The 16,979-nt window shown below is 52.7% G+C and carries 17 protein-coding genes; 9 read left to right on the top strand and 8 right to left on the bottom strand.

The window, feature by feature from the left end:
- Nucleotides 1-3: 3 nt before the first annotated feature.
- From K7B04_RS11455 to K7B04_RS11470, 4 genes are all read left to right on the top strand, one after another.
- Nucleotides 4-1,206, top strand: coding sequence for an arabinogalactan endo-beta-1,4-galactanase (locus tag K7B04_RS11455; protein ID WP_223804046.1), 1,203 nt, complete (start codon nucleotides 4-6; stop codon nucleotides 1,204-1,206).
- Between the two features lie 28 nt (nucleotides 1,207-1,234).
- Entirely contained in the window at nucleotides 1,235-3,292 is a 2,058-nt protein-coding gene (locus K7B04_RS11460; RefSeq protein WP_223804047.1) for a beta-galactosidase, read from the top strand.
- Between the two features lie 72 nt (nucleotides 3,293-3,364).
- Entirely contained in the window at nucleotides 3,365-3,679 is a 315-nt protein-coding gene (locus K7B04_RS11465; RefSeq protein ID WP_035891882.1) for a glucose PTS transporter subunit EIIB, read from the top strand.
- A gap of 68 nt (nucleotides 3,680-3,747) precedes the next feature.
- Nucleotides 3,748-3,924, top strand: coding sequence for a hypothetical protein (locus K7B04_RS11470; RefSeq protein ID WP_163445947.1), 177 nt, complete (start codon nucleotides 3,748-3,750; stop codon nucleotides 3,922-3,924).
- 18 nt (nucleotides 3,925-3,942) lie between these two features.
- Here the strand turns inward: K7B04_RS11470 and K7B04_RS11475 are convergent, their stop codons facing one another.
- The gene (locus K7B04_RS11475) at nucleotides 3,943-5,208 is read right to left on the bottom strand and encodes a maltoporin (protein ID WP_223804048.1); all 1,266 of its coding nucleotides are present in this window, start codon (nucleotides 5,206-5,208) and stop codon (nucleotides 3,943-3,945) included.
- 269 nt (nucleotides 5,209-5,477) lie between these two features.
- Between K7B04_RS11475 and K7B04_RS11480 the strand changes: the two genes are divergently transcribed.
- From K7B04_RS11480 to ykgO, 3 genes are all read left to right on the top strand, one after another.
- Nucleotides 5,478-6,551 carry a LacI family DNA-binding transcriptional regulator gene (locus K7B04_RS11480; RefSeq protein ID WP_065356850.1) on the top strand — a complete coding sequence of 358 codons (1,074 nt, stop codon included), beginning with the start codon at nucleotides 5,478-5,480 and terminating at the stop codon, nucleotides 6,549-6,551.
- A 119-nt stretch (nucleotides 6,552-6,670) separates the two neighbouring features.
- Entirely contained in the window at nucleotides 6,671-6,934 is a 264-nt protein-coding gene (locus K7B04_RS11485; protein ID WP_223804049.1) for a type B 50S ribosomal protein L31, read from the top strand.
- Nucleotides 6,934-7,074: a type B 50S ribosomal protein L36 gene (gene ykgO, locus K7B04_RS11490; protein WP_003859006.1), complete on the top strand. Its 141-nt coding sequence runs from the start codon at nucleotides 6,934-6,936 to the stop codon at nucleotides 7,072-7,074. Before K7B04_RS11485 ends, ykgO begins: the two co-directional genes overlap by 1 nt.
- Here the strand turns inward: ykgO and K7B04_RS11495 are convergent.
- Complete coding sequence (locus K7B04_RS11495) at nucleotides 7,071-7,769, bottom strand: GNAT family protein (protein WP_163445948.1); 699 nt, start codon at nucleotides 7,767-7,769, stop codon at nucleotides 7,071-7,073. The genes ykgO and K7B04_RS11495 overlap by 4 nt on opposite strands.
- A 103-nt stretch (nucleotides 7,770-7,872) precedes the next feature.
- Here K7B04_RS11495 and K7B04_RS11500 point away from each other — a divergent pair, with 103 nt between their 5' ends.
- On the top strand, nucleotides 7,873-9,324 hold the full coding sequence (locus K7B04_RS11500; protein WP_223804050.1) for a PLP-dependent aminotransferase family protein: 1,452 nt from the start codon (nucleotides 7,873-7,875) through the stop codon (nucleotides 9,322-9,324).
- On the opposite strand, the gene K7B04_RS11505 is transcribed toward K7B04_RS11500, so the two are convergent.
- The 6 genes from K7B04_RS11505 to acrA all read right to left on the bottom strand — a co-directional run bounded on the left by K7B04_RS11505 (nucleotide 9,293) and on the right by acrA (nucleotide 16,076).
- Complete coding sequence (locus tag K7B04_RS11505; RefSeq protein ID WP_163445950.1) at nucleotides 9,293-9,763, bottom strand: YlaC family protein; 471 nt, start codon at nucleotides 9,761-9,763, stop codon at nucleotides 9,293-9,295. The two genes, K7B04_RS11500 and K7B04_RS11505, sit on opposite strands and share 32 nt — an antisense overlap.
- Before the next feature lie 105 nt (nucleotides 9,764-9,868).
- Nucleotides 9,869-10,423: a maltose O-acetyltransferase gene (gene maa / locus K7B04_RS11510; protein WP_223804051.1), complete on the bottom strand. Its 555-nt coding sequence runs from the start codon at nucleotides 10,421-10,423 to the stop codon at nucleotides 9,869-9,871.
- A 133-nt stretch (nucleotides 10,424-10,556) separates the two neighbouring features.
- Complete coding sequence (locus K7B04_RS11515) at nucleotides 10,557-10,775, bottom strand: HHA domain-containing protein (RefSeq protein ID WP_064547995.1); 219 nt, start codon at nucleotides 10,773-10,775, stop codon at nucleotides 10,557-10,559.
- A gap of 25 nt (nucleotides 10,776-10,800) precedes the next feature.
- Nucleotides 10,801-11,175 carry an Hha toxicity modulator TomB gene (gene tomB / locus K7B04_RS11520; RefSeq protein WP_064547997.1) on the bottom strand — a complete coding sequence of 125 codons (375 nt, stop codon included), beginning with the start codon at nucleotides 11,173-11,175 and terminating at the stop codon, nucleotides 10,801-10,803.
- A gap of 535 nt (nucleotides 11,176-11,710) precedes the next feature.
- A complete protein-coding gene (acrB, locus tag K7B04_RS11525) occupies nucleotides 11,711-14,857 on the bottom strand; it encodes a multidrug efflux RND transporter permease subunit AcrB (protein ID WP_064547999.1) in 3,147 nt (1,048 codons plus the stop codon).
- Between the two features lie 22 nt (nucleotides 14,858-14,879).
- Entirely contained in the window at nucleotides 14,880-16,076 is a 1,197-nt protein-coding gene (gene acrA, locus K7B04_RS11530; RefSeq protein WP_163445952.1) for a multidrug efflux RND transporter periplasmic adaptor subunit AcrA, read from the bottom strand.
- Nucleotides 16,077-16,218: 142 nt separating this feature from the next.
- Here acrA and acrR point away from each other — a divergent pair, with 142 nt between their 5' ends.
- Nucleotides 16,219-16,863 carry a multidrug efflux transporter transcriptional repressor AcrR gene (gene acrR / locus K7B04_RS11535; protein ID WP_163445953.1) on the top strand — a complete coding sequence of 215 codons (645 nt, stop codon included), beginning with the start codon at nucleotides 16,219-16,221 and terminating at the stop codon, nucleotides 16,861-16,863.
- Nucleotides 16,864-16,979 lie beyond the last annotated feature (116 nt).

Here is a 16,979-nt window from a genome sequence, read left to right on the forward strand (position 1 = left end):
CACATGAAAAGATTTGCACCCGCTTTGCTTGCTGTTTGTCTCTCCTGTAGTTTTTCCGCATCGTCGTTTGCGGCCGAGGTGCTGCAAACGAAGCCGTTTAACGCGATGCCAGCGGACTTTATTAAAGGTGCGGATATTTCGACGCTGCTGGATGCCGAGAAGCATGGTGCTCGTTTCTATAATGAACAAAACCAGCCACAGGACGCGCTGGCTATTCTCAAAGCCAACGGTGTGAACTACGTTCGTCTGCGCCTGTGGGTTGATCCGAAAGATGCCGACGGCAACGCGTATGGCGGTGGTGATAACGATCTCGCCAGTACGCTGGCGCTGGCGAAGCGAGCAAAAGCGCAGGGTATGAAGCTGCTGCTGGACTTCCACTACAGTGATTTCTGGACCGACCCAGGCAAGCAGTACAAACCAAAAGCCTGGGAAAAGATGGACTATCCGCAGCTGAAAACCGAGATTCACAAATATACCCGCGACACTATCGCCCGCTTCAAAAAAGAGGGCGTGCTGCCGGATATGGTGCAGATTGGCAACGAAATTAACGGCGGTATTCTCTGGCCGGAAGGCAAAAGCTGGGGGCAGGGCGGCGGCGAATTTGACCGTTTAGCCGGCCTGCTGAATGCGGCGATTTCCGGGCTTAAAGAGAATCTGAAGGATGGCGAGCAGGTTAAAATTATGCTCCACCTGGCTGAAGGCACTAAAAACGACACTTTCCGCTGGTGGTTTGATGAAATCAGCAAACGCAACGTGCCGTATGACGTGATTGGCCTGTCGATGTATACCTACTGGAATGGCCCTATCAGCGCATTGAAGGCCAACATGGATGACATCAGCAAACGCTACAACAAAGATGTCATCGTGGTCGAAGCCGCCTACGGCTATACCCTGGAGAACTGCGATAACGCGGAAAACAGCTTCCAGGCGAAAGAAGAGAAAGACGGTGGTTATCCGGGCACGGTTCAGGGGCAATATAACTATATTCATGACTTGATGCAGGCCATTATTGATGTTCCCGATAATCGAGGCAAAGGCATTTTTTATTGGGAGCCAACCTGGATTGCCGTTCCGGGAAATACTTGGGCTACAAAACCGGGCATGAAATATATCCATGATGAATGGAAAGAAGGTAATGCGCGCGAAAATCAGGCGCTATTTGACTGTAAAGGGAAAGTCTTGTCGTCGGTAAAAGTATTTAATTAATTTGAACACTCTTTTTCAGGATTTTATTATGAAAAAATTTCCGCCTTTGAGCCCGAAGGTTAATGCGCTATTGCATGGTGCAGATTATAACCCGGAACAATGGGAGAATTATCCCGGTATTATCGACCAGGATATTACGATGATGCAGCAGGCAAACTGTAATGTCATGTCGGTGGGGATATTTAGCTGGGCCAAACTTGAGCCGCAAGAAGGCGTATTTGATTTCGCCTGGCTGGATAATGTTATTGATAAACTGTATGCCGCCGGGATACATGTTTTTTTAGCCACCCCAAGCGGCGCGCGTCCGGCGTGGATGTCAAAAGCCTATCCGGAAGTGTTGCGCGTGGGGCGTGACCGCGTGCCGGCGCTGCACGGCGGTCGCCATAATCACTGTATGACCTCGCCGGTTTACCGCGAGAAGACGCTAAAAATCAATACGCTGCTGGCGGAACGCTATTCACAGCACCCGGCGGTGCTGGGCTGGCATATTTCCAATGAATACGGCGGCGAGTGCCACTGCCCGCGTTGTCAGGCTAAGTTTCGCGACTGGCTGAAGGCGCGTTATAAGACGCTCGATAATCTGAACCACGCCTGGTGGAGCACCTTCTGGAGCCACACCTATACCGACTGGGAGCAGATTGAATCACCGTCGCCGCAGGGGGAAGTGTCTATCCATGGCCTGAACCTCGACTGGCGACGTTTTAACACCGCGCAGGTGACTGAATTTTGTCGTCATGAAATTGCGCCATTAAAGGCGGTGAACCCGGACCTGCCGGTGACCACCAACTTTATGGAGTATTTCTACGATTACGATTATTCGCAGCTCGCCGAGCCGCTGGACTTCATCTCCTGGGATAGCTATCCAATGTGGCATCGCGATAAAGACGAGACCACGCTCGCCTGCTATACCGCGATGTACCACGATATGATGCGTACACTGAAGGGCGGCAAACCGTTCGTGCTGATGGAATCCACGCCGAGTGTGACCAACTGGCAGCCGACCAGCAAGCTGAAGAAACCGGGTATGCACATCCTCTCTTCGCTACAGGCCGTAGCCCACGGCGCGGATTCCGTGCAGTACTTCCAGTGGCGTAAGAGCCGTGGTTCGGTGGAGAAATTCCACGGTGCGATTATCGATCATGTCGGGCATCTCGATACCCGCGTTGGCCGCGAGGTCACTCAGCTTGGTCATATCTTAAGACAGCTACCGGACGTTGTCGGCTGTCGCACTGATGCGAAGGTCGCCATCATCTTTGACCAGCAGAGCCGTTGGGCCATGGACGATGCGCAAGGGCCACGTAACAAAGGTATGGAGTATGAGCTGACGGTGAACGAACACTACCGTCCGTTCTGGGAGCAAGGGGTCGCCGTAGACGTGATTGACGCCGATGGCGATCTCAGCGCCTATCAGCTGGTGATTGCGCCAATGCTGTATATGGTGCGCGAAGGTTTTGCCGAGCGCGCCGAAGCCTTTGTCGCTAACGGCGGCCACCTGGTCACCACCTACTGGACGGGGATCGTCAATGAAAGCGATCTCTGCCACCTGGGCGGTTTCCCTGGCCCGCTGCGCAAGCTGTTAGGTATCTGGGCGGAAGAGATAGATTGCCTGGACGACGGCGAGCGTAACCAGGTTCAGGGGCTGGCGGGAAACATGGTTGGACTGCAGGGGCCTTACCAGGTGCGCCATCTGTGTGAACTGATTCACCCTGAAACCGCGCAGACGCTGGCGGCGTATCGTGATGATTTCTATGCGGGGCGCCCGGCCGTGACCGTCAATAGCGTCGGTAAGGGCAAGGCGTGGCATATTGCTTCGCGCAACGATCTGGCGTTCCAGCGAGATTTCTTCACATCGTTAATGGATGAGCTGGCGCTGCCGCGAGCGGTTGCCAGCATCTTTCCACCTGGGGTGGTGGCTACCGCGCGTACCGATGGCGAAAGCGCCTTTGTCTTTGTGCAGAACTTTACCGCGCAGACGCAGACAGTTACCTTGCCGGATGGCTATGAACATGCCGCGACAGGCGCTGATGCCAGCGGTCAGCAGGTGCTGCAACCCTGGGACTGCCGTATCGTTCGTCGTAAAGCATAATCCGCTGCAATTCCAAGCCTGCTCATCCGAGCAGGCTTTTTTACTTCTGTAGATAATCAAGGAGCGTCGATGATGGTCAGTCTTAAATCCTTCCTGCACTACTTCTCCCAGCCTAAACCGTCGGTGCCATTAAGCGCCAGCGAGCAACAGCAAATTCAGCGTCTGATTAGCGCATTTGGTGGTCAGAATAATATTGAAAATGTTGATGCCTGTATTACGCGATTGCGCGTCACGGTTAAGGACCTGTCTGTCGTGGATTCTCAGGCGTTGCAGAATGAAGGTGCGCTGGGGGTTATTATTCTTGGGCAGCAGGTTCACGCTATTTTTGGCAAGCAATCTGATGCGCTGCGTCAGTTGTTAGATGAACACTTTGCGGGTAATAAATAAATTGGTATGTTGCCATCTGGAAATTTTTCACGGTTCTGCCGGATGGCGCTTCGTTTATTTGGGAAATAATGGCTTTATATGAAAACCCTGATTTGATATCGGGGTTTTTTATTATTGGTGCGATAAAAAAAGAGGACAACCTAATAATAGCATTATCCCCAAGGCCAGATGATAGAAACAATAATGGAGTGGCAAATATAAAATTGGCGCAAATAACAAAAGATAGAATTAGGGCAAAACAATGATTCAGTCAGGTTAACGTATTACCACCAGGCTTCCACCTGCACGCCGAAGTTCCAGGTATCGCTGGCGGTGCCGTCGTTAAAGGCATTGCCCTGTTCGGAATCATTCAGGTAAGAGGCAAAGACGCGCAGCTCCGGACGAGACATAAAGTCAGGGCCATCTGCCAGGCCTAACGCGATGGTGTATTTCTCGCCGCTCTGCTTATAGTGGCTACCGTCAGTGTATGAGTCTTTCTGATAGAAACCACCCACTTCACCAATTAAACGTACATATTCAGTGAACTGATATTGCGCGCGGCCAACCAACGAGACCAGACGTGATTTATCGGTGTATTCGGTGGTGTTATCCGCCGAACCGTAGGTCAGCACGTGGTTAAGAGAGAACTTGTCGGTAATTGGGATCAGACCGGTGTTGATAACACGGTAGCCGGTGGCATCATTGACGTAGTTCCACATGTCGTACCAACCTCCACCCTGGGAGACCATGTTCTGCGCCAGGCCTTTGTTGGCATATTGCAGCACCAGCTTGTTATAGCCGCCAAACATATCCTGGCTGATTTCACCGGTCAGCATTACACCGTTATCAGCATCATACAGGCCGCCGTAATCCTTCTGTTTGTCAGTTGCGTTCGGCATGGCGTAGTCGATACCGAATTCGGTCCAGGCACCGCTCCATGGTTTCCAGCCCGCATAGCGAAGATCAATGTAGTTAATGTTTACGTCGTTATCACCGTCAACGCGATAGTCGACATCGTTGGCGTCGCCGCGGATCCAGGCCAATGAAACTGCGCCAGGGCCGACGGTATAATTTTCGATCCCGGCGCCGGAGCCGGAAATATTCCAGTATTTGGTATCAATGATGTGCAGATCGTGGCGTTGGTAATAGCGTTTCCCACCCCAGATAACCGCATTCGGATCGCCCGGGATAAGCCCTTTAATCTGTAGGTTTAATTGACGCAGACCAAACTGCGCATCGTCGCCGAAGGTAGTTTCGTTATCGTTTGAACCGTCGGAAACCATGCTGACCATTGAGTCCAGGTAGAAACTGACATCGTTTTTCTTATACACCTCAGAACCCAATTCAAGTTCACCGTAGGTGTCGGCTTCGTTTCCCAAACGGCCGAGTTTGTTTTTTTGCCATTCCTGCATTCCGCCATCGCCAGAAACGCCTACGCCGGAGCGGAGGTAGCCATGGAAATCAATAGGAACTGACGTTGCCGCCAGCAGAGAAGATGAAGTCAGCGCAGTAGCTAACGCAATTGAAAGCGTGCGTATGGTTGTTTTCATTATTATCCTCGTTTTGTTTTGTATTACGTTCACATAACGAGTGTAATAAAATGCCTAAATGTAAAATCTGGCAAACATTTGATTGTTGATATGTGACTAACTGCAAATAAATTAACCATTTTCTGTTCATTTTGTAAGGGGTTTCTTGTTGCATGGGAATGTGGGCGTATCTCTTTTTTATGTTATCGTATGTCATAAATCAGGTCGGTAGACGTTTTTTGGGATGACCCCTGTTACAATCTAGCGATAACAACATAAGGAACCGGACGATGAAGTCTAAAAGCGCAACTTTGGAAGACGTTGCTCGCCATGCGGGCGTCTCCTACCAGACTGTGTCCAGGGTACTCAATAAATCTGCCAATGTATCCGAAGCCACACGCCACAAGGTGGAGAAATCCATCGAGGCACTCCGCTATGTCCCAAACCGACTTGCCCAGCAGCTGGTTGGCAAGACCACTCATACCCTTGGACTGGTGACCACTTCACTGGCGTTGCACGCGCCTTCTCAGGTTGCGGCAGCGGTGAAACGCTACGCAAATGTAGAGGGGTATCAGGTACTGATTTCGATGATTGATGAGAACGTCAATCATAGTGTTCAGGATTCGATCAACGAACTGAAATCACAGCTGGTCAGCAAAGTGATTATCAACGTACCATTAGAGACTGAAACAGCACAGAAAATTGCAGATGACAACGATGATATCGTCTGCCTTTTCCTCGATGTTGATCCCTATAGTTCGGTGTATAACGTTTCGTTTAATCCGGCAGATGGCACCCGTGCCAGCGTCAAATATCTGTATGAGTCGGGTCATCGTGAGATGGCTATTCTGGCCGGCCCGGTGAGTTCTGTCTCCGCCAACCTACGTTTGAGAAGTTGGCTGGATACGCTCAATAGCTACGGACTGAAGCCGGTGACCGTGCTGCACGGCAACTGGGATGCACAAAGCGGCTATGCCTGTGCGCTGCAAATGCTGCGCGAGACCCCGGATTTCTCGGCGGTGCTGGTGGGGAACGATCAGATGGCGTTAGGGGTGCTGAGCGCATTTCATCAGCATCAGGTCGCCATTCCCGGCGAAAAGTCGGTGATTGGTTACGATGATACCTATGAAAGCTCATTTTTCTACCCAGCGCTGACCACGGTATCGCTAGACCTGGACTTGCAGGGCAAAGAGGCGGTACGCCGCATTCTTGAAAGTGACGACAACGCTTCGTCACGGACTTCATCCATTCTCCCTGCTCGCCTTGTCGTGCGCCACTCTTCTGGTGCGAAGGTGGAGCAGGGCAAAGATATGCAGGCGATTGCCGAGCAGCTGCGCGCGATTGCGCATCAGCTTAGCCGCTAACCTCCCTTGCCGGAGTGCAGTCTGCACTTCGGCTATTTCCCTTAAAACTGTAGTGTTGCAAAGCGCTTTTTGACGGCGTATCGTAATTGTTATGTTATAACATATTAATTGAGGCTCAGATGAAAGAGAACATCCACCCCCATTACCGTACCGTGGTATTCCACGACACCAGCGCTAACGAGTACTTTAAAGTCGGCTCCACCATCAAAACGGACCGGGAAATTGAGCTGGAAGGCGTGACATATCCTTATGTCACGATTGATGTTTCATCAAAATCGCACCCGTACTACACCGGGAAGCAGCGCAGCGTTTCCGCCGAAGGTAGCGTCGCGCGCTTTACCCAGCGTTTTGGCCGCTTTGTTGATGTGAAAAGGGGGTCCTGATGCAGGTACTTAACTCGCTGCGCAGTGCGAAACAGCGCCACCCGGATTGTCAGATAGTGAAGCGCAAAGGTCGTCTTTACGTGATCTGTAAATCCAACCCCCGCTTTAAAGCCGTACAGGGGCGCAAAAAACGTCGTTAACGGAAAGCCTCCAGGGACTGGCGCTGCTTGCCGTCGGCGGTAAAGTTATCGGCGGCAAGCCAGGCCTGGAAGGCGCGGTCCAGCGCGGGCCATTCGCCGTCGATAATGGAAAACCAGTCGGTATCGCGGTTGTGGCCTTTAATCACCAGCGCCTGGCGAAAACGTCCTTCAAACTGAAAACCTAAACGTAGTGCCGCACGGCGTGAGGGTTCATTGAAACTGTTGCATTTCCATTCATAGCGACGGTAGCCGAGCGTCTCGAAGGCGTAGCGCATCAACAGCCACTGCGCTTCCGTCGAGGCGGGCGTGCGGCTAAGCAGTGGCGAAAAGTGAACATGCCCCACTTCCATCACCCCATGATTTGGGTCGATACGCATCAGTGCCAGCGAGCCCACTGGCTGCTGGGTGCGGATATCTATTACCGCAAAGTGCAGCGGATCCTGAAGGGATTCCACGCCGGCGATCCACTGACGATACTCTTCCACCGATCCCTCTGGCTCACGCAGCAGCCACGTCCAGTTGCGGGTATCCGCCGCTTGCTGATGGGCGGCAAAGAGCGCATCAGCATGTTGCAGACTTAGCGGTTCCAGACGGCAATACTGACCTTCCAGCACCACGCGCTGCGGATACGGGCGCGGCTGCCAGTCCGGCAGGGCATCGCCAATTAGCTGACCAAATTGATTGAGCTGACTCATAACCTCTCCTTAGGGAAATAGACAATACGCCGAGCGTAGGGCTTTGCTGGTTCCATAAAAAGTGCCACCAGAGTATCTTTTGATGGTGCCACGAGGAGCAGCCATGAATATTCCCGACGATCCCTTTTTTACTCTCTTGAATGATGCGCTTGCGGCGCGCGGTGCGGAGACGCTGCAACGCAGCCTGTACGCGGCGCTCAGAGACGCCATCCTGTGCGGACAGCTCCAGGCGCAGAGCTGGCTTCCTGGTTCTCGGACGTTGGCCGAGCGGCTGAGCATTTCACGTAATACGGTCAACGCCGCCCTGGATCAGCTGGCGATGGAAGGTTATCTACGTCGCGATCGTCGTGGCTCCCGGGTGGCGTCTCTACCGCAGACGGCGGGGGCCACAGACTGTATCCCGGTCTCACTGCCGGAACGCCTGCTGGATTTGCCGCAGGTACAGCCTCGCGATACGCCGCCGCTCCTGTTCACCCCCGGCACGCCGGCTATCAACTACTTTCCTTTGCCGCTGTGGCGTCGATTGCTGGATCGCGTTTTGCGCGAACAGGGTAGCAGCCTGCTTGGCTACGGCGATGCGGCGGGAGAGTGGCCGCTGCGGGCGGCGATTGCCCGGCATCTGGCGCTATCGCGGGGTATCGACTGCGATGCGCGGCAAATTGTGATCACGGAAGGGGCGCTGGAAGGCGTGAATCTCTGCACCCATCTGCTGAGTGAACCGGGACAGAGAGCATGGGTAGAGGAGCCGGGATACTTCGGCGCGAAAAGCGCGTTTCTGGCGTCGGGGCTTGTGCTGGAGGGCGTGGCGGTCGATAACGAAGGAATGCGAATTGCCGATGATTTGCCGCCGCCGACGCTGATCTTTACTTCACCCTCGCATCAGTATCCGACCGGCAGGGTGCTCAGCGTGGCGCGACGGCTGGCGCTGCTGGAATATGCGCGCCAGCATGGCTGCTGGATTATCGAAGATGACTACGACAGTGAATTTCGCTTCAGCGGTGAGCCTATTCCGGCGATGCGCGGCATGGACGACAACGCGCCGGTGGTGTACCTCGGTACTTTCAGCAAGACGTTATTTCCATCGCTGCGCATTGGATTTATGGTCCTGCCGCCGATGCTGGTGGAGGCGGCACAACCTGCTATTCGTGCGCTGCTGCGCGGTGGACATCGGGCGGAGCAGCGGGCGCTGGCGAGCTTTATTGAGGAAGGACACTATGCCCGACATCTGGCGGCGATGCGCCGTCTGTACCGCAAGCGTCAGGCGCAGCTACGCGCGGCGCTGGAAGAGGAATTAAGCGTTCCGCACCAATTAATGGCGGGTGAGGGCGGGTTACATATGACGGTCGCTATTGACGGCATTGATGACGTGTCGCTGGTGCGCCAGGCGCGTGCGCATCAGATGACGCCCAGCGCGCTCAGCACATTTTATCTCGACCGTCAGCATGCCCGTACGGGGTTGGTGTTGGGCTATGGTAATACGTCCGCCTCACAGTTTGCACCGGCAATACGGACGTTACAGCGGCTTATTGCGCCGCTTCGGCGCGGGCAAGGGTGAAGACGTCGTAGAACGACAGGTCGCCCTTGGTGGTGACCATTTTTTGCAGCTGCGTTTTGTACTGACCGTCGACGCGGTTAGAGTGCAGGATATTGTCAATCAACTCCGGTGGTACGAAGCGAGTGTTGTACCACTCACCGTTGTAACACACGCGAAAATCCAGCACATCGATATCTTCGTAGCGGTAGCGCGGATAGACGTCGAAGAAGAAGAAGCCGTTCAGTAGCGCAAACAGCAGCCACAGTAGCCAAACCGAATCGGCCAGCGTGTCGGAACGCATCATCACCACCAGGGTGGCGAAGAAGGCGAGGTACATGGCAATGAACAGGCCGGGGTGGTTGCGAATAAAGCTGATACTAAAGCGCGGCCGGTTGTCGCGCTTTTCGCGGGCGTTGAGTTCATCAATAGTTTGCGTGAGTAATCGCTGGATCTCTGACATCTTTTGCTCGGCAACGTTAGGCGGAATAGCCTATTGTATGTTGCGTTAATCCATGCAGAAAGTAACAGATTGGTTGCAAAAAAGCATAACAGTCTGTTGCTGTTATCAAGCTAACATCTTGATGACGCGGGCCGGGTTGCCGCCGACAACGGCATTGGCTGGAACATCTTTCACGACAACAGCGCCGGAAGCAATCACCGCGTTATCGCCAATCGTCACGCCGGGGTTAATCACCGCACGTCCGCCAATCCACACATTGTGGCCGATTGTCACCGGTTTGCCGAACTCGATACCGCTATTGCGTTCAATGGCATTGAGGGGATGAGTGGCGGTGTAGATATGTACACCCGGTGCCAGCATGCAGTTATCGCCGATATGAATCGGACAGACGTCGAGCATGACGCAATCGAAGTTAGCGTAGAAGTTGGCGCCAAGAAAGATATTGTAGCCATAGTCGCAGCGGAACGTTGGCTCGATATAAGCATCGTCACCTTTGCCGAGCAGTTCGTTGAGTAGCGCTGTGCGTTCGGCTTTTTCATCCGGAGCCGTATGGTTATATCGGTGAATAAGCTGCCTTGCGCGGATCCTGTCCGTTCTTAGCGTGTCATCGGCCGGGCGATAATGCTCGCCGGCAATCATCTTACGTTTTTCATCGCTCATGGGCGTCTCCCTTTTATAGAGCCATCACCTTAAAAGGTGATTAGCGATTTGGGAACGTTCCCCACTCGTCGATGTGATGCCATTCACACAATCAGTCACATAACAGGGAGAAGTCATGCATGAAACAGAAAAATTAACGGATGTATTTCCACACGGTTGAAGGGATCTTGTCGTACAGTTTATTCATCGTCAATTCTGCCAGACGATGATCGGCTGCTGAGTAAAATACCGCCAGCTCATTATCAGAGAGTTCATATTTATTTTTTTCAATAACGCGTTCCAGCGTGTCAATAGACTGACAGCGGCGTAGACGCATCAAATAATCGGTTTTAGTTAGTGGTTTATCAGACATAATTCACCCATTGATTGTAATAATTTTAACAAGACAGGCTAACAGGGTTAGCACGGCTAGCATTGACAAAACAACGGAAGAGTTTGTTCCCTGACTTCCGCCATTTTTGCAGGTCGACGCTATTAATGCCGTAGTTGCTGAATAACATGAAAGTATCATCCAGATATTCGTCAATCTGTGCAATCAGTTTATTATCGTCGTCGTACTTAATTTTATAATTAAGTGCGAACGTCGCAATATGTTCTATCAGCTCATTAAGCTGCAGGTTAACCGCCGAGGTAGGGTCATTCACCCAGCCATGGTTACTCTCTTCGAGTGTGGCAAGACAATCATGATACAGGGTTTCACAAAGAAACTTAAGCTGTGCGATATCATGTCTTTTTGGTGAGTATTCGTCCATAACGCATCCCCCTTGTCGTAGTGCAAACAACGAATAACAAATACCGGTGTGGGATGGTACTGCTGGCAACCTGAAACGTGCACCTGTTCCTGATCTGCTGTAACTATAATCTACTCCGCAAAAGATTTCACCGAGCTATTACGAAAAATTACAATTAAATCTCAGACGGTTAAATTTTTCTTCTTCTCACCCATATGAATGAGCAGAGAAAAGCTAACGTCTTGTTTTGCTTCAGAAGAGGTTACAGGCTATGTCGATTCATAAGCTTAGACAGCGGTTTGCCAGGGTTGGTGCGTTCATTTATGTTAGGAAAATTCCTAATTTTTTTAAAGAGAATACGCATTTTCCAGATTATTCGAAATAAATTAAAGATAAATCTCAAATTCTTAAAATTAACAGTCCACGTTATTTTTATTATTACAGGGACTCAACGATTCACATTTATTAATGAATGATTAAAAAATAGACGTTTTAAGATTGTTGGCAATGGGATAAAAAAAAGGGCCGCTTGCGCGGCCCTTTCGGTGAGAGCGTTTTAGTGATGCTCAACCTTATGGCTGTGCTCAATGTCTTCGTTTTTACGACTGAAACGACGACGCACGACCACGAAGAACACCGGTACGAAGAAGATAGCCAGTACGGTCGCCGTGACCATCCCGCCCATTACGCCGGTACCAACGGCGTTCTGCGCACCGGAGCCTGCACCGGAACTGATAACCAGCGGCATTACACCGAGGATAAAGGCCAGCGAGGTCATCAGGATTGGACGCAGACGCATACGAACCGCTTCCAGCGTCGCCTCGATGAGACCTTTACCTTCTTTGTCCATCAGGTCTTTGGCAAACTCAACAATCAAGATGGCGTTTTTCGCCGATAGACCGATGGTGGTCAACAGACCAACCTGGAAGTAAACGTCGTTGGTCAAACCGCGCAGCGTTGCGGCCAGCAGCGCACCGACAACCCCCAGCGGAACCACCAGCATAACCGAGAACGGAATTGACCAGCTCTCATACAGCGCTGCCAGACAGAGGAAGACGACGATCAGGGAAATCGCGTACAGGGCAGGGGCCTGGTTACCGGACAGACGTTCCTGGTAGGACATCCCCGTCCAGTCGTAGCCGATACCCGCAGGCAGTTTACCCGCCAGTTCTTCCATCAGGTTCATGGCCTCACCGGTACTCTTACCTTCAGCCGCCTGACCCAGGATTTCCATGGATGGCAGACCGTTGTAACGTTCCAGACGCGGTGAGCCGTATTCCCAACGTGAAGTAGAGAATGCGGAGAACGGCACCATCTGACCATCGCTACCGCGAACGTACCATTTGCCGATATCTTCCGGCAGCATACGGTATTTCGCTTCAGACATCAGGTACACCTTCTTCACACGACCGCGGTCGATGAAGTCGTTGACGTAGCTACCGCCCCAGGCCGTGCCGAGAGTGGTATTGATGTCGCTGATGGATACACCCAGCGCCTGGGCTTTTTCCTGGTCGATATCAATCTTGAACTGCGGCGTATCTTCCAGGCCGTTAGGACGTACGCCGGTCAGCACGTCTGGGTGCTGGGCAATCATCCCGAACAGCTGGTTACGCGCCTGGGTCAGTTTTTCGTGTCCCAGACCCGCCTGGTCAATCAGCTGGAAGTCGAAGCCGGTTGCGGTACCCAGTTCTACGATAGCCGGCAGGTTAAAGGCGAACACCATCGCGTCTTTAATCTGCGAGAAGTAGCCCATCGCACGACCGGTAATCGCTTCAACCTTGTTCTCTGCGCCCGGACGTTCACTCCAGTCTTTCAGCGACACGAACGCTATACCGGTGTTCTGGCCACGTCCCGCGAAGCCGAAGCCGTTTACGGCGAAGACGGATTCAACGTTGTTTTTCTCTTTGGTGAGATAGTAATCGGTCATCTCATCCAGCACTTTCTGCGTACGTTCCTGGGTCGCACCGGCAGGCAGCTGCGCCATGCTGAGGAATACGCCCTGGTCTTCGTCCGGCAGGAACGAGCTTGGCAGACGTACAAACAGGAACGCCATGCCGACAACGATGATCAGATACAGCAGCAGGTAACGACCGGTGCTGCGCAGAATGTTGCCTACGCTATCGGTGTAGTGGTGCGTGCTCTTCTCGAACATCCGGTTAAACCAGCCGAAGAAACCGGTGGTTGTGCCATGGCTGCCTTTCTGAATAGGTTTCAGCATAGTGGCACACAGCGCCGGCGTCAGAATCAACGCCACCAGTACCGACAGCGCCATCGCCGAAACGATAGTGATGGAGAACTGACGATAGATAGCACCGGTAGAACCGCCGAAGAAGGCCATCGGGATAAATACCGCAGACAGCACCATCGCGATACCGACCAGTGCGCCCTGAATCTGGCCCATGGACTTACGCGTCGCTTCTTTAGGCGGCAGGCCCTCTTCGGCCATCACACGCTCAACGTTCTCGACCACCACGATGGCGTCATCCACCAATAGCCCGATGGCGAGCACCATCCCGAACATCGTCAGGGTGTTTATCGAGAAGCCGAACGCGGCAAGCACCGCAAAGGTCCCGAGCAGGACGACCGGTACGGCGATGGTTGGGATCAACGTCGCGCGGAAGTTCTGCAGGAACAGATACATCACCAGGAACACCAGGATGATCGCTTCGACCAGCGTTTTCACTACTTCGTGAATCGAGATCTTAACGAACGGGGTGGTGTCGTACGGGTAAACGATTTTCAGGCCTGACGGGAAGAACGGCTCCATTTTCACCAGTTCAGCGCGAATGGCATTCGCGGTGTCCAGGGCGTTAGCGCCGGTCGCCAGTTTAATCCCCAGACCGGAAGCCGGCTGTCCGTTAAACTTCGCTACCACGTCATAGCTTTCACCGCCGAGCTCAATTTTCGCAACGTCGCGCAGGCGAACCTGTGAACCGTCCTGATTGACCTTCAGCAGAATGTTGCCAAACTCTTCGGTATTCGTCAGTCGGGTCTGCGCCACGATAGAGGCGTTCAGCTGCTGGCCAGGTACAGGCGGCGTACCACCTAACTGACCTGCCGCAACCTGGGCGTTCTGCGCTTTCAGAGCGCTGATGACATCAACCGGCGTTAACTGGAAGTTGTTCAGCTTGTTCGGGTCCATCCAGATACGCATCGCATACTGAGAACCGAACAGCTGAACGTCGCCCACGCCGCTGGTACGGCTGATGGCGTCTTTCATGTTCGCTGCCACGTAGTCAGAAATATCGTCCTGGTTCATGGTGCCGTTGGTGTTGATAACACCGACGACCATCAGGAAGCTACTGGACGCTTTCTCAACGCTGATACCCTGCTGCTGAACTTCCTGCGGCAGAAGTGGCGTTGCCAGTGCGAGCTTGTTCTGTACCTGAACCTGAGCGATGTCCGGATCGGTACCGGATTCGAAGGTCAGCGTGATGGTTGCGGTACCGGTGGAGTCGCCGTTGGAGGACATGTACATCAGGTGATCGATACCGTTCATATTCTGTTCGATAACCTGAGTAACCGTGTTCTGCACCGTTTCGGCGTCAGCACCGGGGTACATGGCTGTGATCGAAATTGCAGGCGGCGCAATCGTCGGATATTGCGCAACCGGCAATTTGAGGATCGATAGCCCCCCAGCCAGCATGATAATGATGGCGATCACCCACGCAAATATGGGGCGATCGATAAAGAAATTAGGCATGTCTTAACGGCTCCTGTTTAAGTTAAGACTTGGATTGTTCTGACTGAGCAGCGCCCGCTGCGGCTTGCTGTTTATCGTCAGAAGTGACTTCCTGGGCTTTTACCTGAACGCCAGGTTTCACTTTTTGCAGACCGCTGATGATGACGCGATCGCCATCTTTCAGACCTTCGGTCACCAGCCATTTATCGCCAATGGCCTGGGTTGCAACAATCTGGCGGGTTTCAACTTTATCGCCTTCACCGATAACCAGCGCACTCGCGTCGCCACGTGGCGTACGGGTGACACCCTGCTGAGGCACCAGCAGTGCAGTCGGGTTGGTACCTTCTTCCAGACGTGCACGCACGAACATGCCCGGCAGCAGCGTATGATCTGGGTTCGGGAAGATCGCGCGCAGCGTGATAGAACCGGTCGTCTGGTCAACGGTCACGTCAGAGAACTCTAAGGTGCCGCTCTGCGGATATTTGATGCCGTCGTTGGTCACCAGATCCACTTTCGCTTTGCCGTTTTCTTGTTTCAGTTTGCCATCCGCCAGCTCCTGCTTCAGGCGCAGGAAGTCGTTGCTGGACTGCGTAACGTCAACATAGATAGGGTCCAACTGCTGAACGGTGGCCAGCGCGGTGGTTTGCCCGTTCTGTACCAGTGCGCCTTCTGTGACCGAAGACTTACCAATGCGTCCGCTGATAGGCGAGGTGACTTTGGTGTAAGCCAGGTTGATACGCGCGGTTTCTACGGCGGCTTTTGCGGCGACAACGGCGGCGTTAGCCTGTTGGGCATCGGCCAGGGCGGTATCGTAATCCTGTTTACTGATGTACTGAGTACCCAGAAGTTTAGAGTAACGGCTGACGGTCAGTTTGGCGATGTTCGCTGCCGCTTCGGCTTTCGCTAAATCACCTTTCGCACTTTCATAAGACGCCTGGTAAGTTGCCGGATCAATCTGATACAGCGATTCGCCCGCTGTGATTTCGCCACCTTCGATAAAGTTGCGCTTCAGAATAATACCGCTGACCTGCGGACGAACTTCCGCGATACGGAAGGCGCTGGTACGTCCCGGTAATTCTGTCGTGATTACAAGAGGTTCAGATTTGAGCGTCACAACGCCAACTTCTGGCATATGTTGTGCTCCTTGCTGAGCTGGTTTGTCGTCACATCCTGTTAGCGCTAAGCTGCCTGAGAGCATCAGAACGACCGCCAGAGGCGTTAACCCTCTGTTTTTGTTCATATGTAAACCTCGAGTGTCCGATTTCAAATTGATCAATGGAACAAGCGTCCACAAACCCATTGCTGCGTTTGTATTATCGTCATACTATGGTACATACATTCATAAATGTATGTAAATCTAACCCCTGCAATTTCACCGACCTATGGCACGAAAAACCAAAGAACAAGCGCAAGCTACGCGTCAGCACATACTGGATGTTGCCCTACGGTTGTTCTCACAGCAGGGGGTATCATCTACTTCACTCGCCGAGATTGCAAAAGCGGCTGGGGTGACGCGTGGGGCAATCTACTGGCACTTTAAGGATAAGTCGGATCTGTTTAACGAAATCTGGGCGTTATCAGAATCCAGCATCAGCGATCTTGAGATTGAGTATCGGGCAAAATACCCGGGGGATCCACTCTCAGTATTGAGGGAAATCCTGGTTTACATTCTCGAAGCTACCGTGCTCGAAGAGCGCCGACGTCTGATGATGGAAATCATTTTTCACAAATGTGAGTTTGTCGGTGAAATGGCCGTAGTGCAACAGGCACAGCGTAATTTATGTTTAGAAAGTTACGATCGCATTGAACAGACGTTAAATGACTGTGTGGCAGCCAACGTCTTACCGGCTAATTTGCTCAGTCGCCGCGCGGCTATTCTCACCCGCAGCTATATTTCCGGGCTGATGGAAAACTGGCTGTTTGCCCCAACTTCGTTCGACCTACGGGCAGAGGCGCAGGCTTATGTCGCCATCCTGCTCGAGATGTACCAATTTTGCCCGACGCTGCGCGGCGAGACGCCGGCCTGAACCTTCCTTAATTACCAGGAATAATCCTGGATTCTGCGACTTTTCGCCTGTAGCCAGAAGTGCTATTCTGCGCGGGCATTTATCCCCGGTTTTTCACCGGCTTTAGCAACCACTCA

The sequence above is a fragment of the Kluyvera sp. CRP genome, assembly GCF_019930565.1.
GTDB lineage: Bacteria > Pseudomonadota > Gammaproteobacteria > Enterobacterales > Enterobacteriaceae > Kluyvera > Kluyvera georgiana_A.

What these genes read in the sequence shown, in the direction of transcription:
- acrA (WP_163445952.1), bottom strand. Translation starts at nt 16,076, where the DNA reads ATGAACAAAAACAGAGGGTTAACGCCTCTGGCGGTCGTTCTGATGCTC.
- K7B04_RS11500 (WP_223804050.1), top strand. Translation starts at nt 7,873, where the DNA reads ATGAATATTCCCGACGATCCCTTTTTTACTCTCTTGAATGATGCGCTT.
- K7B04_RS11470 (WP_163445947.1), top strand. Translation starts at nt 3,748, where the DNA reads ATGGCTTTATATGAAAACCCTGATTTGATATCGGGGTTTTTTATTATT.
- K7B04_RS11515 (WP_064547995.1), bottom strand. Translation starts at nt 10,775, where the DNA reads ATGTCTGATAAACCACTAACTAAAACCGATTATTTGATGCGTCTACGC.
- K7B04_RS11465 (WP_035891882.1), top strand. Translation starts at nt 3,365, where the DNA reads ATGGTCAGTCTTAAATCCTTCCTGCACTACTTCTCCCAGCCTAAACCG.
- K7B04_RS11455 (WP_223804046.1), top strand. Translation starts at nt 4, where the DNA reads ATGAAAAGATTTGCACCCGCTTTGCTTGCTGTTTGTCTCTCCTGTAGT.
- K7B04_RS11480 (WP_065356850.1), top strand. Translation starts at nt 5,478, where the DNA reads ATGAAGTCTAAAAGCGCAACTTTGGAAGACGTTGCTCGCCATGCGGGC.
- K7B04_RS11495 (WP_163445948.1), bottom strand. Translation starts at nt 7,769, where the DNA reads ATGAGTCAGCTCAATCAATTTGGTCAGCTAATTGGCGATGCCCTGCCG.
- K7B04_RS11485 (WP_223804049.1), top strand. Translation starts at nt 6,671, where the DNA reads ATGAAAGAGAACATCCACCCCCATTACCGTACCGTGGTATTCCACGAC.
- ykgO (WP_003859006.1), top strand. Translation starts at nt 6,934, where the DNA reads ATGCAGGTACTTAACTCGCTGCGCAGTGCGAAACAGCGCCACCCGGAT.
- maa (WP_223804051.1), bottom strand. Translation starts at nt 10,423, where the DNA reads ATGAGCGATGAAAAACGTAAGATGATTGCCGGCGAGCATTATCGCCCG.
- K7B04_RS11475 (WP_223804048.1), bottom strand. Translation starts at nt 5,208, where the DNA reads ATGAAAACAACCATACGCACGCTTTCAATTGCGTTAGCTACTGCGCTG.
- acrR (WP_163445953.1), top strand. Translation starts at nt 16,219, where the DNA reads ATGGCACGAAAAACCAAAGAACAAGCGCAAGCTACGCGTCAGCACATA.
- K7B04_RS11460 (WP_223804047.1), top strand. Translation starts at nt 1,235, where the DNA reads ATGAAAAAATTTCCGCCTTTGAGCCCGAAGGTTAATGCGCTATTGCAT.
- tomB (WP_064547997.1), bottom strand. Translation starts at nt 11,175, where the DNA reads ATGGACGAATACTCACCAAAAAGACATGATATCGCACAGCTTAAGTTT.
- K7B04_RS11505 (WP_163445950.1), bottom strand. Translation starts at nt 9,763, where the DNA reads ATGTCAGAGATCCAGCGATTACTCACGCAAACTATTGATGAACTCAAC.
- acrB (WP_064547999.1), bottom strand. Translation starts at nt 14,857, where the DNA reads ATGCCTAATTTCTTTATCGATCGCCCCATATTTGCGTGGGTGATCGCC.